This window comes from Peribacillus sp. CSMR9 (assembly GCF_033141925.1).
GTDB lineage: Bacteria > Bacillota > Bacilli > Bacillales > DSM-1321 > Peribacillus > Peribacillus simplex_A.
Genome location: NZ_JAOPHO010000054.1, coordinates 1 through 22,933, shown reverse-complemented (window position 1 = coordinate 22,933; position 22,933 = coordinate 1). Strand labels below are relative to the sequence as shown.

Here is a 22,933-nt window from a genome sequence, read left to right as displayed (position 1 = left end):
TTGAAGTATATTTTCCGAAAGGTGAGGAGTGTTGAATCATGACAACTATAAATTGTATACACCCTAAAGAGATTAAAGAGATTGTACTTGGGGATGGCGCTATCTCAATCCATGAAGTGATTGCGGTTGCCAGATATGGGGCTAAAGTTTCCTTTACACATACATATTGTGATAGGGTGGATAAATCCCGTAGCCTAATAGACAAGTTTTTAGATGAAAATAGATTGATATATGGTGTAACAACAGGATTTGGCAGTAATATGACAGAGGTAATTTCTTCTGAAGATGCAGAAACTCTTCAACGAAATATTATTCGTTCACATGCGGTTTCTGTTGGTCCTCCTTTAGAAAGAGAAGTAGTGAGAGCCATTCAATTGATGATTCTTGTGAATTTAGGCCAAGGTTATTCAGGAGTCAGTTTAAAAGTATTAAAACTAATTGCTTCACTATTAAATCACGATATTGTTCCGTTTGTTCCAGGTGATGGGTCAGTGGGATATCTTTCTCCTGAAGCTCACATGGCCTTAGTAGTGATTGGAGAGGGTAAGGCATGGTATAAAGATGAGCTCATCCCTGGAATAGAAGCGTTAGAGCATGCTGGATTAGCACCTATTACGTTGGGTGCTAAAGAAGGATTGGCACTTACAAGTGGAACTACTTCCGTCACAGCGATGGCTGTGTTAGCCTTATACAATAGCATACAAGCAGCGAAAACTGCCGACATTACAGGAGCTATGTCCTTAGAAGTGCTAAAAGGGACAATTAAAGCATTTGATCCTCGTTCCCACACGGTAAAGAAACATGAGGAACAGGCCAAGACAGCCAGAAATGTAACAAGAATTCTTGAGGGCAGCCAAATCATCGATACATACAAGGATCACAGATTACAAGATGCGCTTAGCATACGATGTATTCCCCAAGTTCATGGTGCCGTAAAGAGAGTATTGAAGGACGCTGCAGTAACTATAGAGAATGAGATGCACTCTGCAAGTGACAATCCAATTATATTTCCGGAAGAGGAAGATGGAATTGCACTCATGGGTGGAAATTTTGATGGTTCCTACGTAGGAATCTACGCGGATACAATGTGTATTGCCTTAGCGAACTTAGCGAAAATTACGGAAAGAAGAATTGATCGCCTAGTAAACCATCACCTTAGTGAACTTCCTAATTTCTTAGTAGTTAATCCAGGGTTAAATAGCGGCTACATGATTCCACAATATACAGCTGCGGGACTATTGAATGAAATTAGAGTTCTTTCACATCCTGCAACCGTAGATAATGTTCCAACATGCGCTAACCAAGAAGACCTGATAAGTTTTGCCTATTTTGCTTCGAAAAAAGCATATCAGATTTCAAAGAAACTTGAATATATTTTAGCCATTGAACTTATGACGGCCACGCAAGCAATGGATTTTCATCACCCATTGAAACCGTCATCGATTACTGAGAGTGTGTACCATTTAATACGCGACCAGGTCCCGATGGTAAAGGAAGATCGATTTTTTTATCCTGATATTGAAACGATTTATGGGCAAATTCATGAAGGAGAGATAGTCAAACTAGTCGAAATGGCGATTGGTGAAATTGAGTTCTAAAACTATAGTGGAAGCTGTTTTACTCTGACCAATCTCAGTAAAGCGGCTTCCTTTTTCATTAAGTTAGGAATTTATTTATTTTCAGCACGCTTATAGCTGAAAGCACAGTTTTATCACAACCTATACTTTCGAAAATGTCCAATTATCATAATTGGGAGGAGGAAAGAAAAGAATGCATTATGATGTAATTGTAATTGGAGCTGGATCTATGGGAATGTCGGCAGGATATTTTCTATCTAAAAATGGACAAAAGGTATTATTATTAGACTCTTTTGTTCCTCCTCATAATAAAGGCAGTCATCATGGAGAAACAAGAATTATTAGACATGCCTATGGAGAAGGTGAAGAATATGTTTCTTTGGCACTTAAATCACAAAAACTATGGAATGAATTAGAAAAACTTACGGGAAAACAGTTATTTCTTCCAACAGGTGTACTGAATGCTGGCAGTCAAAAATCCACATTTATTAATCAAGTAATCGCGAGTTCAGAAAAATTTAATTTACCTTTAGAGATCCTGGATTCAAATCAAATCCATAAAAGATGGCCAGGTATTTCACTGCCAGAAGATTATATTGGTTGCTTTGAATCGACTTCGGGTGTGTTAAGAAGTGAAGAGTGTATTCGAGCGTATCAACAACTTGCGGAGTCACATGGTGCTAACATCATTGTGAATAGCCAAGTAAGGAAGATATTTGTTCATAGAAATGGGGTCACGATCAAAACTGATGAACAGACTTACTACGCAGAAGCTTTAGTTGTTGCAGCAGGAGCATGGTCACCAAAACTTTTAGCAATGTTAGACTTAAATGTTCCTCTAGCTCCAATCAGAAAAACATTTGCATGGTTTGAAGCAAATGAATTATATAATTACAAAAATTTCCCGGCCTTCACTTTTGATACGTCTGTAGGTACATACTATGGCTTTCCAAGTATAAATGACAGTGGTTTAAAAGTAGGAAGACATGATGGAGGAAATTACATTAATCCCGATGATTCTATAGCACGGTTTGGTGTATTGGATGAAGATAAGGGGGATTTGGTACAGTTCCTACAACAATTTATGCCTACCGGTCAAAAAATAAAACATGGAAAAAGTTGCATCTATACAATGACACCAGATGAGAACTTTATAGTGGATACACATCCTAATTATCCACACATTGCTATTGCAGCAGGTTTCTCAGGGCACGGGTTTAAATTCAGTAGTGTTATTGGAGAGATTTTAAGTGACCTTATTATTTCAGCTAAGAGTGAGAATGATATCTCAGTATTTTCTATAAATCGATTTAAATAAAAGGCTCTTTTCGTAAAGATTGTTGTTTTTAAAACGAAACTATTTAAGGTTGATTGGAGCGGAAGTGCGAGACTCCTGCGGGAGCAGCGGGACAGGTGAGACCCCACAGGCGTTTACGCCGAGGAGGCTCACCGCCCGCCCCGCGGAAAGCGAGCATCTGGAGGGGAAATCGACCACAACTCACTACCTGGTAAATAGCAACAAAGTATGTGAAAACAGCCAAATAAAATAAGTCCTTTCCGTTTCACATCGAATGTAATTATATACACTTCCTTTTAAACTTGTAATCAAGACCGTTGCTTCCTTATTATAGGAAACAATGGTTTTTTTATTATTACTTAATATTCTACCATTTAGATTTTGAATCTAACTATATGTTAGGTTATCTAACAAAGTATTGTCGAAATTAAAAAAAAATGATAGAATAAGAATATTCCGAAATATGAAACGACAATTCCGAATTTCGGAATTTGTTGAAAGCGAAATACTTATTTTTTTCTACATATTTATAAGTTTTATTGTTCGAAATTTCTGTAAATAGGAGGAGTGTACAATGAATACAGTTGATTTGAATTCTGATTTAGGTGAGAGCTTTGGCACATATCGAATTGGAAATGATGCAGAGATTTTGGATTTTGTAACATCTGTCAATGTAGCGTGTGGATTTCATGCTGGCGATCCTACCGTTATGAGAAAAACGGTTCAACTTGCATTAGAGAAAGATGTAAAAATTGGTGCCCACCCAGGATTACAAGATTTAATTGGTTTTGGCCGACGCAATATTAATATTTCTCCACAGGAAGCTTATGATATTGTTGTCTATCAAATAGGTGCATTAAATGGCTTCTTGCAATCTGAAGGCGGGAATATGCAACATGTTAAACCACATGGTGCTTTGTACAATATGGCGGCAAAGAGTAAAGAGTTGTCCCTTGCCATTGCAGAGGCTGTATACAAGATTAATCCTGAGCTCATTTTATTTGGCCTGTCTGGAAGTGAATTAATACGTGCTGGACAGACCATTGGTTTACAAACGGCTAGTGAAGTGTTTGCGGATCGGACATATCAACAAGATGGTTCATTGACTTCTCGAATGGAAGCGCATGCAATGATAGAAAATGATGATGATGCTGTTGTACAGGTAGTTCGAATGGTTAAAGAAGGAAAGGTTTTGTCACAGCAAGGGACTGATGTGACTTTAAAGGCAGATACCATTTGTATTCATGGGGATGGAACACATGCTTTAACCTTTGCTCGTCATGTAAAAAAATCCTTAGAAATATCTGAAATTACAGTTAAGTCTATTTCTAAATAAAAATCACAAACACCTAGGAGGCAGATTCCATTGGAGCCAATTAAAAATATACCTGACGAGAAAAAAGATCATTCTAAGCCAAAAACTAACCGGACATTATTACTAGGTGCAGCATTTCTTATGGCAACATCAGCCATAGGACCGGGTTTTTTAATGCAGACAACTGTTTATACCCAAAGTCTTGCAGCGAGTTTTGGGTTTGTAATTCTAATTTCAGTAATTCTTGATATTTTTGCACAAACAAATGTATGGCGTATTATTGCTGTATCTGAAAAACGGGGACAAGAGATTGCAAACATGGTTCTTCCAGGCCTGGGTTATGTTCTAGCGGCACTCATTGTTATGGGAGGGCTCGCATTTAATATAGGGAACATCGCAGGTGCTGGACTTGGTCTGAATGCGATGACAGGAATATCCCCTACAACTGGAGCAGCAATTAGTGCAGTTATTGCAATATTAATTTTTGTTGTAAAAGAAGCGGGTAAAGCGATGGACCGCTTTACACAAATTGCCGGCTTTTTTATGATCTGTTTGATGATATATGTTGCATGGACAACTGCTCCTCCAGTTGGAGAAGCAGTAGTGAAGACATTCGCCCCTGATAAGATTGACATTATCGCAATTGTTACTTTGGTTGGGGGGTCTGTAGGTGGCTATATTACATTTGCTGGTGGACATCGTCTATTGGATGCAGGCGTAAAAGGTGTAGGAGCACTGCCAGAAGTCACAAAGAGTTCAGTAATGGGGATTTTAATAACCACAGTTATGCGGATTGCTTTATTTTTAGCAGTTCTAGGCGTTGTATCTAAAGGCTTGCAAATTGATTCAGGAAACCCTGCGGCATCCGTTTTTCAACTTGCTGCTGGAAATGTTGGTTATAAAATCTTTGGTATTGTTATGTGGGCTGCAGCAATCACATCAGTAGTTGGCGCTGCATATACTTCTGTGTCGTTTATCAGAACATTCAGTGAAAAAATAAATAAAAGGGCTAATTGGATTATAATTGGCTTTATAGTCGTCTCAACACTCTGCTTTATGTTAATTGGCAAACCGGTTAAAGTGCTGCTTGTAGTAGGGGCAATCAATGGTCTGATTTTACCAATTGCACTTGGTACACTTTTAATTGCGGCATATAAGAAGAATATTGTGGGGGACTATAAACACCCATTATGGTTAACGATTTCTGGTGTGTTCGTGGTAATTGTTATGGCGCTAATGGGCGGATATACATTGATTAATCAACTGCCATCACTATTTTAATAACTAAAAGATTCAATCTAATTCATACGACTAGCAGTTTGTGAAAAACTGCTAGTTACTTATAGGAGATGTTAATATGATTAATCTTTCGCAAGCAACTCCGGCTGAATTGCGCGCAATGATCCGCAACAATGAATGGATTAAACCAACTGCTGGAATGGCAAACGGTTATGCACAAGCAAACCTTGCAATTTTAAAAAAAGAACATGCTTTTGATTTTTTATTATTTTGTCAGCGTAATCCTAAGTCTTGTCCACTTCTAGACGTAACGGAGATTGGTTCTCCTATTCCTAAATTTGCTGCCCAGTCTGGTGATATACGTACAGATATTCCAAAATATCGGGTATATAAATATGGTGAATTAGTGGAAGAAGTAACGGATATTTCAGACTATTGGGAAGATGATATGGTTGGATTTTTAATTGGGTGCAGCTTTACATTCGAACACGCTCTTTTGAATAATGATATATCGATTCGTCACATTGAAGAGGGATGTAACGTACCAATGTATAAAACGAATATTTCATGTATTGAAGCAGGGATATTTCACGGGAAAATGGTAGCGAGCATGCGTCCGATTCCTCAAAAAGATGTCGTGCGAGCGGCTCAAGTTACATCGCGTTTTCCTGCTGTTCATGGTGGTCCAATCCACATTGGAGATCCGGAGGCGATTGGCGTTTCTAACATACAGCAACCTGATTTTGGTGATGCAGTAACGATTCGTGAAGGAGAAGTGCCAGTCTTCTGGGCTTGTGGTGTAACGCCTCAATCTATCGCAATGGAAACCAAACCGTCGATTATGATTACGCATGCACCAGGACATATGTTTATAACGGATATTCGTGATGAAAAATTAGGCGTTTTATAATAGACAGAAAGAGATGAGTTCTATGCCGGAAAAGCTTTTGAATAAAACTACATGCGTACTGTCTCCCTTAGGCGATTCCGCAATCGTGATTACATTTGGGAATGAAATGAAATACGACATCCACAAAAAAATTAAAATGTTTATGGATTTGCTTGAAGATGAACCTTTTGTTGGATATATAGAATGTGTGCCGGCTTTTACTAATTTGACGGTTTTTTACGACCCTCTAGTTATCTATAAGAATCAAAAACAAAGCAATGAAACTGAAACCATTTCTCCCTATGAAGTGGTACGTTCGATCTTGGAATCGAAATTAGAGGATTTAAAAGAAGATAAAAAGCTCTCACATCGAACGGTGTCCATTCCCGTGTGTTATGGGAATGAATATGGCCCTGATTTGGAATATGTAGCCCGTTATAATAATTTAACTACTGATGAAGTCGTCCATATTCATTCAAACGGCGAGTATTTGGCCTATATGATTGGATTTGCACCAGGTTTTCCATTTCTCGGAGGACTATCAGAAAAAATTTCAACGCCTAGGCGTTCCTCTCCCCGAATGACCATTCCTGCAGGGGCAGTAGGAATTGCTGGTATGCAAACTGGAGTATATCCTATATCAACTCCTGGTGGATGGCAATTAATCGGACAAACGCCAACCAAACTATTCTTACCAAATGTAGATCCCCCAAGTTTATTACAAGCAGGAGACATTGTGAAATTCTATCCAATTTCTAATCAAGAGTATAAAGAAATGATTCTAAAGGAGGGGGTATAGTGAGCCTGCGTGTAATCAAGCCGGGATTATTAACTAGTATTCAGGATCTTGGAAGAAAAGGATTTCAGCAACATGGGGTGATTATAAGCGGGGCAATGGATGCATATTCCCTTCGAATTGCCAATATGTTAGTTGGTAATAAAGAAGGTGAAGCGGCCCTGGAAATTACGTTAATGGGTCCGACACTTAAAATAGAAAAAAATTGCTTGATCGCGATTACAGGTGGAAATTTATCACCTACTATTGACAGTCAGACTGTACCAATGTGGAAGCCTGTTTATGTAAAAAAAGGCACCATTCTTCGATTTGAAGGGTGTAAATCAGGGTGTAGGTCTTATTTGTCTGTTGCGGGAGGATACGCTATTTCTACAGTTATGAATAGTAAAAGCACATATTTAAGAGGGGAAATCGGCGGCTATAAAGGAAGAGCGTTAAAAGTAGATGATGTTGTGGATTTTAATGTAACTTCTACTATTCTAAATAACCGGGAGTTTAAGGAAGCGTTCACCGCTCCAAAGTGGTTTGTCAATGATAAGGAGTTTATGCCAAGTCGCATGCCAGCTATTCGTTTCATAGATGGAAGCCAGTCCGATTATTTTACGGACTCCAGTAAAGTTAGTTTTACAGAGAATTTATTTAAAGTTTCAAACCAATCTGATCGTATGGGCTATAGAATATCTGGCCCTTTGCTTGAGTTAAACGAGAAACGTGAGCTATTGTCTGAAGCAGTAACTAACGGCTCTGTTCAGGTTCCTCCTGATGGAAACCCGATCATTCTCCTTGCGGATAGCCAAACAACGGGAGGATACCCTAAGATAGCTCAGGTTATTACGGCAGATTTACCAATGATCGCCCAGATCAAACCAGGGGAATCCATTCAATTTTCACGAGTAACCTTAAAAGAAGCCGAGCAGCTTTTCCTTCAAAAAGAACAACAATTGAATGAATTGAAGGTTTCGATTTCATTAGCCCTAAAAAAACAGCAGGTTATATAGTTACTTCATCAAGAAGTAACAAAAAGGAAGAAAGTACTCTTAATATTAGGGTTCTTTCTTTTTTGGTTCATTCTCCTAAAAAAGCCAATATTAAGAGAAACTTCCATCGGTTCTCCTCCATTACAAGATAAAAATTGGAAAAGAGAAAATTTAATTGAAATATAGTACAACAGTTCTGCACATTAGAACTGTTTTTTTATTTTCAAAGATAGGGGAATTTTCCCCTTAGGATGGGGAAGTTCCCCGATATGGAAAAATCGGGGCACCTCTTACAATAAAGGTATGGTTATTGTAATGAGGAGGAATAGTAATGCAGGCAAAAGTAGCAGCAAATCAAAAAACAGGAAAATCAATGGATAATGCTTTTGCATCACATTTTGCTAAGTCTATGTTTCTAGCAGTTTGCGGACTTGTAACCTTGTCGTTTTTTGGCACGAGAATGTTTACACACGTAGATTTAAACCTTTATGGCTATATGGTGGGGACGATTATTTTTATTGGGGGGTTCTTTTACAGGTTTATCGCATGGGAAGAAAGGCCGCCAACAAAGATTTTTATAAAAAAAGGCATCAAACTTCTATTTAAAAAATCAACGCCTAAAACATCAGTTGAACATTTAGCAACATACAATTTCATCTGGAATAGGGGAATTTACCGATGGACTCAGCACGTACTAATCGGCTGGGGATGTATTCTTTCCTGTTTCGTAACATTCCCCCTAGTTTTTGGATGGATGTACTTCACCATGGACGACAATGGCTACTACAACATCATCGCAATGGGGATCAAGGTAATAACAGTACCAGCTGATGGGATCATTGCGGACTTATCATATAACGCTCTGAACATTACTGCTGTAATGGTTATCACGGGAGTATGCATGGCACTTTACCGCCGCTTGAAAAGTATGCAGGCAAGAGCAGAACAAAAATTCATGTATGACTTTCTTCCATTATATATGCTGTTATTAGTCAGTGTTACAGGATTGGCATTAACGTTCATGAACATCTTTTTGCATGGTACAGGACAGCCAGCTATGTCCCTGATTCATCAGTGGTCAGTCATTATTACATTGATTTATCTTCCGTTCGGAAAACTTGCTCACATACCTTTCCGCCCACTGAGTGTATTTGCAAGAAACTACAGAGAGCATTATGCGGAACAATCCATGAAAGGATGCAAAGTATGTGGTGATGAGTTTGTTTCATCAGAACAATCAAAAGATGTTGTAGAGGTTCTCGGCGTGAATGATATCGAATTTCAAACGAAGGAAGGCCATCATCTCGCTGAAATGTGCCTACCTTGTCGAAGAAAATACCGGATTGCTCAATTTTCCGGTTTCCCTATCCATGAGCTAAAAGTTAAGGAGGCAAACCAGAATGCAAAGGGATAAGTTTTTTAAAGAAGTAGAGAATGTGATACACCCGAATGAAACATTGGTCAAAACGCATTGTGCGTATTGTGGAATGCAGTGCGGAATGAATTTAAGGGTAAATAGAGCGACAAATAAAATCATTGGGGTTGAACCACGTTATGACTGGCCTGTAACGGTTGGAAAAATGTGTCCAAAAGGGGTCACAGCTTACCAGCAGACGAACCATGATGATCGTATTTTAAAACCGCTTATTCGTGATGATGCATCATTAAAGGGAACAAAGGAAGGCTTTCGTGAAGCAAGCTGGAATGAAGCATATGATTTAATCGCGAAAAAATTCAGTGAGCTTCAAAAAAAATATGGAAAAGATTCATTATCCGTTTTCAGTGGCGTATCAATGACAAATGAAAAATGCTATTTAACAGGAAAATTTGCACGTGTGGCTCTTGGAACACGCTACATTGACTATAATGGCCGTTTCTGTATGTCAAGTGCGGCCGGGGGATTCCTTCGTTCTTTCGGCGTAGATAGAGGTTCAACATTACCCTGGACAGATATTCATGAAACAGATTGCTTATTTATTGCAGGAAGCAACACTGCAGAATGCCATCCAACTTCTATGTTTCGTGTCTGGAACGTACAAGAAAGAGGCGGTTACATTATCGTGGTGGATCCCCGCGAAACGCCTATTGCGAGAAGAGCAGATCTGCACCTTGACCTGAAACCGGGAACGGATCTTGCCCTTGCTAATGGAATCTTAAATTTATTAATTCAAAATGGTTATGCTGACGAAGAGTTTATTAATAATCATACAAACGGATTTGAAGAAACAAAAGAGCTAGTAAAAGAATTTACGCCGGAATATACGAGTGAGCTTACAGGTGTTTCACCGGAAAAGATCATTCGCGCAGCAGAGATTTATGGAAAAGCACCGAATGCAGTTGTCATGTTTGCCCGTGGAATTGAGCAACAGCATAAGGGTGTTGACAATGTATCTGGATATACAAACATGGCGCTTGTAACAGGTAAGATTGGCCGTCCGAAGTCTGGTGTAGCAACATTCACTGGTCAAGGAAACGGACAGGGTGGTCGGGAGCATGGTCAGAAAGCGGATTTATTGCCAGGATACCGGAAAATTACAAATCCTAAACATGTAGAAGAAGTTTGTAAAGTATGGAAAATCACTCCGGAAGAAATGCCTCAGCCGGGTGTTTCTGCTTATGAAATGTTTGAACTGATGGAACAAAAAACGATCCGCGGATTGTATCTGCTATGTTCTAATCCTGCAGTATCTGCGCCGAATTTAAATTTCGTCAGAAGTTCGATGAAAAACCTGGATTTTATGTTGTGTTCGGATTTCTACCTTTCTGAATCAGCAGAGTTTGCGGATGTGATCCTGCCTTCTGTAACGTGGTCAGAAGATGAAGGAACAGTTACAAACCTTGAAGGACGAATTATTAAGATAAATAAGGCACAAGAACCTATCGGAGATTCTAAGCCCGATTGGCAAATACAAGTAGAGCTTGCAGAACGTCTTGGGAGAGGAAGATATTTTTCCCATTTGAAAACTGCAAAAGATGTGGCAGATGAATTCAGACTGGCTAGTAAAGGCGGAAATGCCGATTATTACGGCGCTACATGGGATAAGATTGACAAACAGGACGGAGTATTTTGGCCTTGTAAGGATGACAATGACAAGGGAACGCCGCATATGTTCCTGGATAAAAAATTCTATCACGCAGACAGTAAAGCGAAAATTTGTGCGCTTCCTTACCGGCCCCCTGCTGAGGAGCCAGATGAAAAATATCCGCTTCGTTTAACAACTGGACGTGTCGTTTACCATTATCTATCAGGGAACCAGACGAGAAGAATCCAGTTCCTGCGCGATATGTGTCCGGAACCGTATGTCGAAGCACATTCGGAATTGGCAAAAAAATACAATTTGGAAAATGAAGATAAAGTCCGTCTATTTACCCGAAGAGGCGAGGCAATCTATAAAGTGAAAATTACAGAAGCCATTCGTGAAGACACTGTATTTGTTCCATACCACTTTGGCCACGAGCAATCTATCAATCTATTAACAATTGCAGCGCTTGATCCAATCTCCCGTATGCCGGAATTTAAAGTCTGTGCAGCTCAAATGGAAAAAGTCGAAATAAAGAAGGTGCAATAAATGAAAAAGAGGCTCTACTTAGAACTTGAAAACTGTATAGGATGCCGGTCATGCCTAGCGGCTTGTACACAATGCGGGGGGCATGAAGAGAGGAACAGAAACTATGTATATGATGTAAACCCTCTGGTTAATCGGCAAACGATGCCTCTTATGTGCCTTCATTGTGTGAATCCGGCCTGTGCAAGGAGTTGTCCGGCCCAGGCAATCCAAATCCATGAGACAGGTGCCGTATTATCAGCACTCGTTGAAAAATGTATCGGCTGCCAAAATTGTACGATTGCTTGCCCATACGGAATACCGAAATTTGACACTGAACAAAACCTAATGTACAAATGCGATTTATGTATCGACCGGACAAAAGACAGTATCCCGCCAATGTGTGCAAGTGTTTGCCCATCCAATACACTTCAATGGTTGACCGATGAAGAAATTGAAAATAAGAGAAAACAATTTAATCTAGATAATGGAAAATGGGTGACTAGCCTTCCTTATCTTGAAAGTGAAACGAACGTTAAGGTAAATCTCCCAGGTATTTTACAGGGGATAACTAAGTTATATTAGGAGGGATTAAGATGCCGTCAGATAAAAATAATAAAATTCCCTTTAATGAAGATAATTACACTCATAATATTGAAAGGAATAATGAAAGAAAGCTTGACAGACGTGGGTTCATGAAAACATTAGTGGGTGCTGCTGGCGTATTCGCCATTTCCTCCCTCCCTTGGGGGGCGGTAGCGGCTAAAGAATTGATGGGGCTTGGGGAGAAGGAGTATCCTCACAAAAAAATCACAGATGTAAGCAAACTTGCAATTGGTGACGCAATGAATTTTAAATTTCCAGGTGATCATGATGATGCCATTTTGATCAGATTATCAGAAAAGAAATATGCAGCTTACCAAAATGCATGCACACATCTTCGCTGCCCGGTTTTCTGGGTGAAGGAAGAGGGAGAGATGGTTTGTCCTTGCCATCATGGGAAATTTGATGTTGAAACAGGTGTTCCAACTGCGGGTCCGCCAAGAAGGCCGCTGCCTGAGATTCAGGTGAAAGTGGAAAATGGAGCGGTATACGCAGTAAGGGTGAAGCGTTATGAGGCTTAAGTTTATTGGTGTCGCGTTGCTCTGTGCCTTCCTTATGATGAATATTGTATTTACCCAATTTATGGTTCACCAATATTATTATGAAAATTATGTGAATGTTTTAATATTCGTGGGATTAAACATTGTGGTGTTTCCCATAGCGTTATTTACATATAAAAAAACGAAAAATGAAAAGGCGTGAATGTAAATGAACAGTGAAACCTACCTTGATTTTTGTTTTATAAAAGAAGCATCTGGAAATTTTGCTGTTGAAATCGATATGCTCCTTTCAGACCTTTTTAAAGATGTCCGACTAAACTGGTATTTAGATGAAAAGTCAATCGATGGGGTCGATATTGTAGTTGCTGAAGTAAAAGGAATGAGCAGATGGGAGTCTGAAGAGGAAGCAATTGAATTTATCGAGATTCATGCAGGAGATTTATTCTGGAAACATTTGCACGGGTATCAACTAAACGTTTACATGACAAAGAGGGGGTGCAATACCTGTGGAGCCCATTAAAATAGAAGATATACAACCGTTAGTATCAGAAAAAGCAAGCGTAGCCATCCTGGATGATGGTGGCCAGGATAAAGCTTCTTTCGTTACAAAAACGATTGTTAAGGTGGAGCTTTGTCCTGACATCACACATCTGCGCATTTATTTTGACGACATTAACTTTTTTGCTGTCCCATTGATATCGATTGTGACTAAAAGTGTAAATGAGTGGGTGGCTTTTGATGAAAATTCGGGTTTACAATATATAATTAGAAGAGAGAGTGGTCAGGATGTTTAAAAAAATTCAGCTGCCATTACACACCTTAAATCTCGTTGTAGGATTTATGGTATGGGTATTAATTTCTTCCCTACTGCCTTTTATTAAAGAAGATATCAATATACCGGATGGTCAGCTTGCACTGGTAACAGCTGTCCCGGTTATTTTAGGATCTATCCTTCGCATTCCCCTTGGCTTTTACGCCAATCAGTTCGGGGCCAGGAAAATTTTCCTGATTAGCTTTATATCGCTGTTATTCCCTGTTTATTATATCAGTATCGCGGATACTCTTGCTGATTTGTTGATTGGGGGGCTTTTCCTGGGAATTGGGGGAGCCGTATTCTCTGTTGGAGTAACTTCTTTACCTAAGTATTATCCTAAGGAACGCCATGGCTTTATTAACGGAATTTATGGTGCAGGAAACCTCGGAACGGCCATTTCAGCTTTCACAGCCCCCGCTGTAGCTACGAAGTTTGGTTGGTCGACAACCGTACAGGTTTATCTTGTGATTTTGTCAATCTTTATCGTTGGTAACTTCCTATTGGGGGATAAAAAGGAACCGAAAGTAAAAACCCCGCTTTTAGAACAAATTAAGGGTGTCTACAAAAATGAAAAACTGTGGCTGCTAAGCTTATTTTACTTTATAACATTCGGTTCTTTTGTTGCATTCACTATTTATCTGCCAAACTTCCTTGTAGAGAATTTTGGATTAGATAAAGTTGATGCCGGTGTAAGGACAGCTGGCTTTATTGTCCTTGCTACTTTTATGAGACCAATTGGCGGGTGGCTAGCCGACCGCTTCCATTCTCTTATTCTGCTCATGTTTGTTTTTGGTGTTTATACGGTTTCAGCCATGATCCTATCCTTTGCTCCATCATTCGGATGGTACACATTCGGCTGTTTAAGCATTGCTCTCTGTGCTGGAATAGGAAACGGTGTCATTTTTAAGCTTGTGCCGATGTATTTTCAAAAGCAGGCTGGTATTGTGAATGGAATTGTGTCAGCAATGGGTGGTTTGGGAGGATTTTTCCCTCCGTTAATTCTATCCTTGTTATTCAATATTACAGGTCATTATGCAATCGGGTTCATGGCATTGTCCGAAGTTGCCCTCGCAAGTTTGATTTTAGTTGTCTGGATGTATTTCCAAGGTAAAATGGGGCTTGCCAAAGAAGTGATTGACCATACAATAGAAGGCATTTTGATCACCGATATCAGTGGTAAAATCATTTCAGTAAACCCTGCATTTACTAAAATTACGGGCTATCAGGAAAATGAAGTACTTGGAAAGAATCCTAGTATACTTAAGTCTGGTAAACAACCGCAAACTTTTTATGAGGAATTATGGAATTCTATTAAAAAAAATGGTTTCTGGCAAGGTGAAATCTTGAATAGCCGGAAGGATGGGCAACAATATCTACAATGGCTGACAATAAGTGCAATAAAAAATGATGCCGGGGATGTCGTTCAATATGCCGGGATGTTTAGTGACATTTCAAGTAATATAGTGAAAAAAGCATAAAGAATTATATATCGTAAATTCTCAGTCTTGAAGCGGAGCTTTTGACGTACAAAAATATAGTGCAAATTTTCACACTGAACAAGAATACATCGCTCGATAGAAAGCGTAACTTTTGGGAGGACGTGGCGTAAGTCGGTCTGTCCGATAATTTGCGACAAACAAGTAAGGAGGGTGGGAATGAATACTCAGCCACTCAAAAAAAACATTAGTTCTTACATTATTCAAACTCATGAAGAAGAGATTAAACGAATTGCAATGGAGCTTCATGAAGGTGTGGGACAGTCCCTCTACAGTCTCTTTACAGGTATGCAGCTCATTGAAAAGGAAATCGAACAGCCTGCCATGAAAAGCTATGCAGGCGATATGAATCAGCTATTGGAAAAGACAATTCAAGAAATCAGGCTCTTGGCTGTGGAATTGCATCCTCCTACCCTTACAACTCTGGGGCTGATTTCTGCTTTGAAAAGCTATATAAAATTATACACTTCAACATATGGCATTGAAGTTGAGGTAGAGAATCTGGGTGTTGAATCGAAAATATCTGATAGAGAAAGCATTACACTTTTCAGAGTCTGCCAGGAAGCATTAGTGAATATAGCCAGATATGCTGATACGATGAAGGCAAGTATACTATTCAAATGGAAAAAAAGCAGGTTATTGATCATGATTAAAGATTCAGGAAAAGGGTTTGAGGTGGAAACCGCTATGAATAAGTCGAGCGGGCTTGCAGCCATGAGTGAAAGAATGCATTTGATTGGAGGAAAATGTTTCATATTTTCAAAAATAGATGAAGGGACTTCTATAGAGATTTCCCTTCCATTATATTAAAATGTACTAAACAAGGGGTTTGCTAATTGAGCAATCCCCGTTGTTGTTTCATATTCAACTAATAACACTACATATACGAACAGAGCAAAGGGGGAGCAACTTTGATAAAAATTTTGCTTTGCGATGATCACGCCGTTGTAAGAATGGGCTTAAAGATGCTATTAAATAATCATGCTGATATGGAAGTCATAGCGGAAGCTTCTGAAGGGAACGAAGGAATACAGCAAGCGCTAGAGCACCAGCCTAATGTGGTAGTCATGGATTTAAGCATGCCTCATGGGAAAGATGGCTTATCAGCAACTTCAGAACTGAAAAAACTAATGCCTGAAGTATCCATATTAATACTTACAATGCATGATGATGAAGAATATTTATTCAGAGCCATTCAAGCGGGGGCTTCAGGCTGTATTTTAAAAAGTGCACCACATGAAGAATTATTACTAGCTATTCGCTCTGTATCGACCGGAAATGCTTACCTTCATCCATCTGCAACAAAAAGGTTAATGGAAGTATACATAGGCAGTGTGAAGCAGGGGACCTCTGATATTTTCAATCTGCTTTCGGACCGTGAAAAAGAGGTGCTGACATTGATTGCGAAAGGATTTTCCAATAAAGAAATTGCCGGACAACTTGTCATAAGTGTGAAAACGGTTGAAACCCATAAAGGAAACCTGATGGAGAAGCTTCAGATGAAAACAAGACCTGAACTTGTTGCATTTGCTTTAAAAAAGGGGTTATTAGGGCATGGAATTTAACGTGTACAATCAATCAAGAAAAGGTCAACCATTTAAACAAACGTGTGTACAAGTATTAAAAGAGTTGGACTGTGATTTTGTTGGTCTTGCTTTACAAAACAGCAACGGTCCAGATGTAAGCTGGCATTATGCCGCCGGGAACAGAAATGATAAATACAAAAGAATAACTGTTCGATATGGGAAAGGGATAGCAGGTAAGGTCATCTCTACAGGCAGGCCGATGAAAATTGAAGATTTTCCTAATAATATCCTCGGCAAAGCACTAGAATACCCTATCATGCTCGCGGAAAATCTTAGATTCGCTTTCGCAGTTCCAATTCAATTTAAAGTTGTTCTCAAAGGAGTATTATTGGTAGGTAATAGAACAACTCAGCCTATTTCTGAAAGTGACCAGCAAACGATCCTTGATGCAGCGAAAAAATTGGAAAAGGAATTAAACAGCTCAATTTAACGGCAACAGGAGGACTATGAATGGACTGGAATAATCATTTGGAAAAGGAAAAAGAGAATTTTTCTGGGTCCGGCGATGCGACAATTCTCGTCAATGAATCTGGCATCATCTCTTTTGCGAATCAACGGGTATATGAAAATTTTGGTTATTCAAATCATGAATTAATAGGAGAAAAACTTTTGAATCTTATGCCAGGAGCAAACCTTCAGGCAAGTGGGGAAGGGGAAATAATCCACCAGTTCGGAATTCACAAGGATGGTCATGCTTTTTCCCTTTTTTTCAGGATGAATGCCTTTTCTCTTGAAAAAGAGGTCCATTACTTAGTCGTGTTCCATAAAGTGAAAGACCAATCACGGCTTAATCAAAATCAATCCTATCCCATAAATGAGCTGGTTGATATAATGTACGCAATAGATGAATCAACGATTGTTGCTTTTACAGATGAAAAAGGCAAGATAAAATCCTTCAATAAGAAATTTTGTGAGGTATCCAAATATTCAGCATCAGAGCTTTTAGGGAAAGATCATCGAATTATCAATTCAGGTCATCATTCAAAGGAATTTATGCAAAATCTTTGGAGAACAATCTCAGCAGGAAGTGTATGGCAAGGCGAGGTGAAGAACAGAGCAAAGGATGGAACCTATTATTGGGTAGATACCACAATTGTCCCTTTCTTAAATGAAATGGGGAAACCGTATAAATACCTGGCAATTCGGAAGGAAATTACCGAATATAAACGAGTTGTAGAGGAACTGAAAAAATCTGTACACAAACTGGTTGATTTTCAATTTGCTTTGGATGCTTCATCAATTGTAGCAATAACCGATCAAAAAGGGACCATCAAATATGTTAATGATCAATTTTGCAGGATTTCCAAATTTTCAAAGGAAGAGCTGATTGGACAGAATCATCGAATTATTAACTCGGGATTTCATTCTAGAGAATTTTTCAATGATCTATGGAAAATGATTTCATGCGGGAATGTATGGAAAGGTGAGATTAAAAATATGACCAAGGATGGAACTTATTATTGGGTAGATACGACAATAGTTCCGTTTCTTGATGAGCACAATAAACCTTACCAGTATTTGGCGATTCGACATGAAGTGACCAATAGGAAGATTGCGGAAGAAGAGATTCAGAAAATGACGGGTAAAATCATTGATGTTCAGGAAGATGAAAGGAAACGCCTTTCCCGCGAGCTTCACGATGGTATCGGACAAAACCTGTACAGCCATCTCATCACGATTAACAGGCTGCAGGCAGAAATGAGTCATCCCCTGTTAGATCAGATGCGAGATGAAGCGACTGAAATAATCGAAGAACTTCGACACCTATCATGGGAACTGCGGCCATCAGTACTCGATGATCTTGGTTTGTTTCCTGCCATTCGCTCTTATTTGGTCCGGTTTTCAGAGCATCACCATATTAGGGTCCATTTTGACTGTTATTTAAATTGCCGTCTGAACACAAATAAAGAAATTACCATTTACCGTATAATCCAAGAAGCATTAACGAATATTCGTAAATATGCTCATACTCAAGAAGCAACAGTCACGATTCGGGAAATTGATGAAGAAATTCGTGTGGTCATAGAGGATAAAGGAAAGGGCTTTGATATTAAAAAGGTTACCCGTGGCGTAGGCTTATTCAGTATGGAGGAGAGAGCCAGAGCTGCCGGTGGAAACCTTTCCATTCATTCAGTTGAGGAAAGAGGGACAAAAGTATTTTTGGAAATACCTTTGTAGAGAAATCCAAGTCAATTTATATGCAAGGAATTCCTGGGGGGTTCCCATTGGGGCTGCAGTTAGAACTATGCCTCAAAAACTAAAGCTGAAAGTTTTGAAGAAAAACGCTAAGAAGCTAATATGATTAAGTGCTCATATTTTATAATAGAAAACACCTATCTAATGAATTATTAACTAAAAACTTAAAAACATGAAGGAGAAAAAGTATGCAGGCACATAACAAAACCGTCGTGAAGTCCATGCAGATCCTTACCCTTTTCATAAATCATCCGAAACTCACCTTTAATGAGATGGTGGAACTTTCCGACCTGCCGAAAACCTCTTTGCACCGTATGGTGGGATCATTAGAAGAAATGGGATTTTTAACAAGGGAAGATGACGGCCATTATTCACTTGGACTGATATTCTTGCAGTTTGGTCAACTGGTAGGGGAGCGTTTGGATATCAGATCAATTGCCTATCCCATCATGAAAGACCTTCGGGATGATGTAGAAGAAGCAGTGAATTTAATTGTGAGGGATAAGGACGAAGCCATGTACATTGAAAAGGTGGACACATTGCATCCTGTTCGACTTTATACATCTATTGGAAGGCGTTCGCCATTATACGCTGGCGACTCTCGAATCATACTAGCGCATTTGCCAGAAGAAGAGCGTGAAGCTTATTTGGAAAGTATTGAATTAAAACCAATTGCCATTGGAACGATAATGGATAAAGATATACTTCGTCATGCTTTAGATGAAGCTAGAATGAAAGGTTACACGATAACTTCATCTGAACTGGAGAATTATACGAAAGCGGTGAGTGCGCCGATACTCAATGGCAAAGATCAAATAGTAGCTGGCATTAGTGTGGCTGGGATAGAGGCTAGATTTCAGGAAGATCGTTTGCCTGAATTGATTGACAAAGTAACGAAAGCTGCCAAGGAAATTTCCATGAAACTAGGTTCTAAAAAATCTTAAAGAAACTAGAAAATGATATTTTCCAAACAATCATCTTTTAAATCGATAGTTTCCTTAATTAGGATGACTTACATAAGCTGGTTGATTCCTATATAAAAAATGAATAGGGAATAATCTGCAAAGCCACCGATCATGGTGGTTTTTTGTCTTTTTTGGGCTGCTCAGCAGTAAAATGGTTGATGTTAGCAGCTTTAGGAAAGCGCATATCATCAACCATACTAACTGAGCCAAGATGCATAAGTGAACCATTTGAGATGGTTCACCTATGCAAATAAAGTAAGCAATCTACATCGCTATATTCAAGCTTTTGAATCTGGTCACAATCATACGGATGATTTGGTCTGCCTCTAAATATGCACAAAGTCTGATTGATTTATATTTCTCGGCACCCCGATGTCAGCCATTGTAAGTAAACCTGGTTTACGGAGGGCATCAATTTGCTTAGCGGTATTGATAATCATTGCAGCGGTTGCAGTATCCCCAAAGATGCCGTTTGGAACAATCAATCTTTGGGTTTCGTTCCCCTCGATAACGATTTCATCTTCTTGTTTAATACCTGCAGACATCGTTAAATCCAGGTGAATTTCCTTTCCGTCCGTGGTCTTGCCCGTGGAAATTTGATGAAGCCCCTTAACATCCCCAGGTTTTAAGTTAGTTAGGGGAACGGTAATATTTTCGCTTGCAATCGTTGGTTCAATTGTATTGAGTACACTTGAAAGTTTCCAATTGAGCCCATAAGCGATTAATCTGACAGACTCCTCAAGTCCTACATGTCCAATTTTATTTTGTTCAGCTAAAAATTCAAACTCTTCTTTGGTCATCCCGATTCCGACCTTCTTTTGTAAGGGAAGGCGCCTTTTCGAAACATCCACTTTACGATTGACCCTAATTTTATTAACCGTCGTCAATACTGTAGAAAAAGAAATGGCCATAGTATCCATTATGTAGCCTGGATTAATTCCGGTCCCAATGACACTAAGTCCCTTTTCTTTAGCGTAATCATCTATTTCCTGTGAAAGTACAGGATAGCGATGCCAAGGGAAAGAAAGCTCCTCACAGGTGGAAACCACTGAAAATCCATGATCTAGAAGCTCTTTGATTTGAGGCCATACTTGCTGTGCGTTTGAACCAGTTGCATGAAGGGCGACAGGGTGGTCAGCGTCAGTCCTTACTTCCTTTATATGGGAGACTACATACTTATTCGTTTCCTTTTCATTGATGAGTGAGCCAATGTCCTTACCTATCTTATCGGGATCAATATCAACAACTCCGAAAATCGATTGTGGATTGGTTTGGTAAGCACTGCGTAGTATTTCAATGCCAATGGGGCCGAGTCCGAATACTGTAAATTCAGAATATTGTTTAGCCATTCATCTCTCATCCTTTCAAAATAAGGTATAACAAAATGTTAACATTGAGAGATAAATAATAAAAATAGTTAATTTTTATATATTTATAAATAATCGTTATAAAAGGAATGACCCCAATGAATGTGTGGCTATATGCAAAAGAGGTTGCTTCACCTGAAACCTCTTTTGCATATAGCCACATAAATAAACACCATCCTTTCTACATATTACAGAAAGAATAGTGTTTTTTTGTTTTTGGGGTAATGATATGCCCTAGCTTGCTGGGCATATGGCGGCACCCCTATAGGCATATGTTAAGGCAAATCCAATATAAAAAACCCAAAGTTGTTTAAACCTATTACTTTTTACTTTGTATTAAAAGAAATTTTGATTTTTCATTGTAAAATAATAAACAAGAGTTAAAAGAGCTAAAATCGAAAAGTTATAAAAGCTAAACCTTATAAGGTACATTTTACTTTTTTGTGGATCTCTCTTAATAAAAAGTTTAAATGAAATTACACTTGCGAGGGAAGCAACTATCGTACCAAGTCCACCTAAATTTACACCTACTAATAAAGGCTGCCAATTCACGGAGAATTTTGATAAAAAGATCGCAGCTGGTACATTGCTTATCAGTTGGCTTAAAATTATGGAACTGAAAAAGATAGATGTAGGACTTTTGAGATTTTCGCTTGCAAATGTGTGTACTACCTTTAATTCCGATATGTTTCCTATAAATATAAAAAAACATATAAAAGTAATAAGCAATAAATAATCAATTTTCTTCAATAATTTTATATCAAGTATACATGCGGTTCCCAAAGCGATGATGAACGCAAGTTTGTAGCTTAAAACCCCAAGTATGGATGCAGAAATGATGCCAAATAGAATTCCCCATACTGTTGCCCTTTTTTTATTTTTTATAGAAATATACGGAAGTTCCATTTCCAGTGTTTTACTATTCAATCTTTGATTAAGAAAGAATAATAGAATAATTCCAAGAACCACTAATAGAAGGATTGTTGTAAAAAATTGTATGGGCCTTATTCCGTAGTTAGTAAATATATAAAGATTTTGAGGATTTCCCATAGGAGTTAGGCTGCTTCCGATGTTAGCCGCAATTGTCTCTAGTATAATAGTATCTAACATAGAAGTTTGTATAATCTTACTAATTATAAGTGTTAATGGTACAAATGTTATTAATGCCACATCATTCGTTACAAGCATGGAACTAAAAAAGCATAATAAAATTAGGATTGCTGAAACACTTTTACTATTATGACATTTACTCAGTATAGCAATGGCGAACTTATCCAATAGTTTAAGATCTTCCAGAGCCTTAACTACGAGCATAAGATTAAATAAACTGACTAATACTTTAAAATCAATATATTCTAGTTTTGGTGAATGGAATAAACAGCTTACGATTGCAAACAAGAGTGATATGGTAAATACAATGTCTTTTTTTAAAATTCCAAATTTCAAGTTCACTTTTTTTCGTACTCCACATAAATATATTCTTTCATCAAATCCCCCTCCAGTACTATCTATTCTACTACATTACTCCGTTTCTTACATTTGAAACATACACTTAAAAAACACCATCATTTCCATGAAATTACAGAAAAAATAGCATTTTTTAGTTATGGGGGTAATGATTTGTCTTGGCTTGATGGGCATTAGGTGGTACTTCTTAATGAACTCCCTCAGTTTGATACGAATATCTCTCGAAGGCTCACTTATTCGCAGGATTTCATAACCCTTGTAATTAGACTTACGAGTAAATGAAATGAGTTCAGATCAGTTAGGC

The 22,933-nt window shown here is 38.6% G+C and carries 20 protein-coding genes and 1 pseudogene; 19 read left to right on the top strand and 2 right to left on the bottom strand.

All coding sequences use genetic code 11. The features are described 5' to 3' along the window. Nucleotides 1–38: 38 nt before the first annotated feature. From hutH to N9I19_RS18810, 19 genes are all read left to right on the top strand, one after another. Nucleotides 39–1,598 carry a histidine ammonia-lyase gene (gene hutH / locus N9I19_RS18900; protein WP_317778677.1) on the top strand — a complete coding sequence of 520 codons (1,560 nt, stop codon included), beginning with the start codon at nt 39–41 and terminating at the stop codon, nt 1,596–1,598. Nucleotides 1,599–1,770: 172 nt separating this feature from the next. Continuing rightward, nucleotides 1,771–2,895, top strand: a complete 1,125-nt coding sequence (gene solA, locus N9I19_RS18895) for an N-methyl-L-tryptophan oxidase (RefSeq protein WP_317778676.1) — start codon at nt 1,771–1,773, stop codon at nt 2,893–2,895. Between the two features lie 553 nt (nt 2,896–3,448). After that, nucleotides 3,449–4,210, top strand: coding sequence for a LamB/YcsF family protein (locus N9I19_RS18890; RefSeq protein ID WP_284471014.1), 762 nt, complete (start codon nt 3,449–3,451; stop codon nt 4,208–4,210). 120 nt (nt 4,211–4,330) lie between these two features. Then, nucleotides 4,331–5,470: an NRAMP family divalent metal transporter gene (locus tag N9I19_RS18885; RefSeq protein WP_089363149.1), complete on the top strand. Its 1,140-nt coding sequence runs from the start codon at nt 4,331–4,333 to the stop codon at nt 5,468–5,470. A gap of 76 nt (nt 5,471–5,546) precedes the next feature. Further along, on the top strand, nt 5,547–6,338 hold the full coding sequence (locus N9I19_RS18880) for a putative hydro-lyase (RefSeq protein ID WP_089363126.1): 792 nt from the start codon (nt 5,547–5,549) through the stop codon (nt 6,336–6,338). 13 nt (nt 6,339–6,351) lie between these two features. After that, entirely contained in the window at nt 6,352–7,116 is a 765-nt protein-coding gene (gene pxpB / locus N9I19_RS18875) for a 5-oxoprolinase subunit PxpB (protein WP_317778675.1), read from the top strand. Then, nucleotides 7,116–8,111: a 5-oxoprolinase subunit C family protein gene (locus tag N9I19_RS18870; protein WP_317778674.1), complete on the top strand. Its 996-nt coding sequence runs from the start codon at nt 7,116–7,118 to the stop codon at nt 8,109–8,111. Before pxpB ends, N9I19_RS18870 begins: the two co-directional genes overlap by 1 nt. 310 nt (nt 8,112–8,421) lie before the next feature. Next, nucleotides 8,422–9,504, top strand: a complete 1,083-nt coding sequence (locus N9I19_RS18865; protein WP_317778673.1) for a hypothetical protein — start codon at nt 8,422–8,424, stop codon at nt 9,502–9,504. Beyond that, complete coding sequence (locus tag N9I19_RS18860; protein WP_317778672.1) at nt 9,491–11,659, top strand: molybdopterin oxidoreductase family protein; 2,169 nt, start codon at nt 9,491–9,493, stop codon at nt 11,657–11,659. Before N9I19_RS18865 ends, N9I19_RS18860 begins: the two co-directional genes overlap by 14 nt. After that, nucleotides 11,660–12,220, top strand: a complete 561-nt coding sequence (locus tag N9I19_RS18855; RefSeq protein WP_061462858.1) for a 4Fe-4S dicluster domain-containing protein — start codon at nt 11,660–11,662, stop codon at nt 12,218–12,220. A gap of 11 nt (nt 12,221–12,231) precedes the next feature. Then, nucleotides 12,232–12,759 (top strand): QcrA and Rieske domain-containing protein, encoded by a 528-nt coding sequence (locus tag N9I19_RS18850; protein WP_125162086.1) that lies wholly within the window; start codon nt 12,232–12,234, stop codon nt 12,757–12,759. A gap of 187 nt (nt 12,760–12,946) precedes the next feature. Beyond that, a complete protein-coding gene (locus N9I19_RS18845; RefSeq protein ID WP_089363119.1) occupies nt 12,947–13,258 on the top strand; it encodes a hypothetical protein in 312 nt (103 codons plus the stop codon). After that, a complete protein-coding gene (locus tag N9I19_RS18840; RefSeq protein ID WP_125162089.1) occupies nt 13,245–13,532 on the top strand; it encodes a hypothetical protein in 288 nt (95 codons plus the stop codon). Before N9I19_RS18845 ends, N9I19_RS18840 begins: the two co-directional genes overlap by 14 nt. Next, a complete protein-coding gene (locus tag N9I19_RS18835) occupies nt 13,525–15,030 on the top strand; it encodes a nitrate/nitrite transporter (RefSeq protein WP_317778671.1) in 1,506 nt (501 codons plus the stop codon). The genes N9I19_RS18840 and N9I19_RS18835 overlap by 8 nt, the downstream gene beginning before the upstream one ends. Nucleotides 15,031–15,207: 177 nt before the next feature. Next, the gene (locus N9I19_RS18830; protein ID WP_317778670.1) at nt 15,208–15,858 is read left to right on the top strand and encodes a sensor histidine kinase; all 651 of its coding nucleotides are present in this window, start codon (nt 15,208–15,210) and stop codon (nt 15,856–15,858) included. Between the two features lie 101 nt (nt 15,859–15,959). Further along, nucleotides 15,960–16,613: a response regulator transcription factor gene (locus N9I19_RS18825; RefSeq protein ID WP_061462865.1), complete on the top strand. Its 654-nt coding sequence runs from the start codon at nt 15,960–15,962 to the stop codon at nt 16,611–16,613. Further along, nucleotides 16,603–17,064: a GAF domain-containing protein gene (locus tag N9I19_RS18820; protein WP_061462866.1), complete on the top strand. Its 462-nt coding sequence runs from the start codon at nt 16,603–16,605 to the stop codon at nt 17,062–17,064. The genes N9I19_RS18825 and N9I19_RS18820 overlap by 11 nt, the downstream gene beginning before the upstream one ends. 20 nt (nt 17,065–17,084) lie before the next feature. Further along, nucleotides 17,085–18,812, top strand: a complete 1,728-nt coding sequence (locus N9I19_RS18815) for a sensor histidine kinase (protein ID WP_317778669.1) — start codon at nt 17,085–17,087, stop codon at nt 18,810–18,812. A 206-nt stretch (nt 18,813–19,018) separates the two neighbouring features. Continuing rightward, entirely contained in the window at nt 19,019–19,774 is a 756-nt protein-coding gene (locus tag N9I19_RS18810; protein ID WP_317778668.1) for an IclR family transcriptional regulator, read from the top strand. 347 nt (nt 19,775–20,121) lie between these two features. Here N9I19_RS18810 and N9I19_RS18805 read toward each other — a convergent pair whose 3' ends face one another. Together N9I19_RS18805 and N9I19_RS18800 are read right to left on the bottom strand one after the other, a co-directional pair. Beyond that, complete coding sequence (locus tag N9I19_RS18805; RefSeq protein ID WP_317778667.1) at nt 20,122–21,144, bottom strand: NAD(P)H-dependent amine dehydrogenase family protein; 1,023 nt, start codon at nt 21,142–21,144, stop codon at nt 20,122–20,124. Nucleotides 21,145–21,498: 354 nt separating this feature from the next. Beyond that, a pseudogene (locus N9I19_RS18800) lies at nt 21,499–22,649 on the bottom strand (SLC13 family permease). Nucleotides 22,650–22,933: the final 284 nt, after the last annotated feature.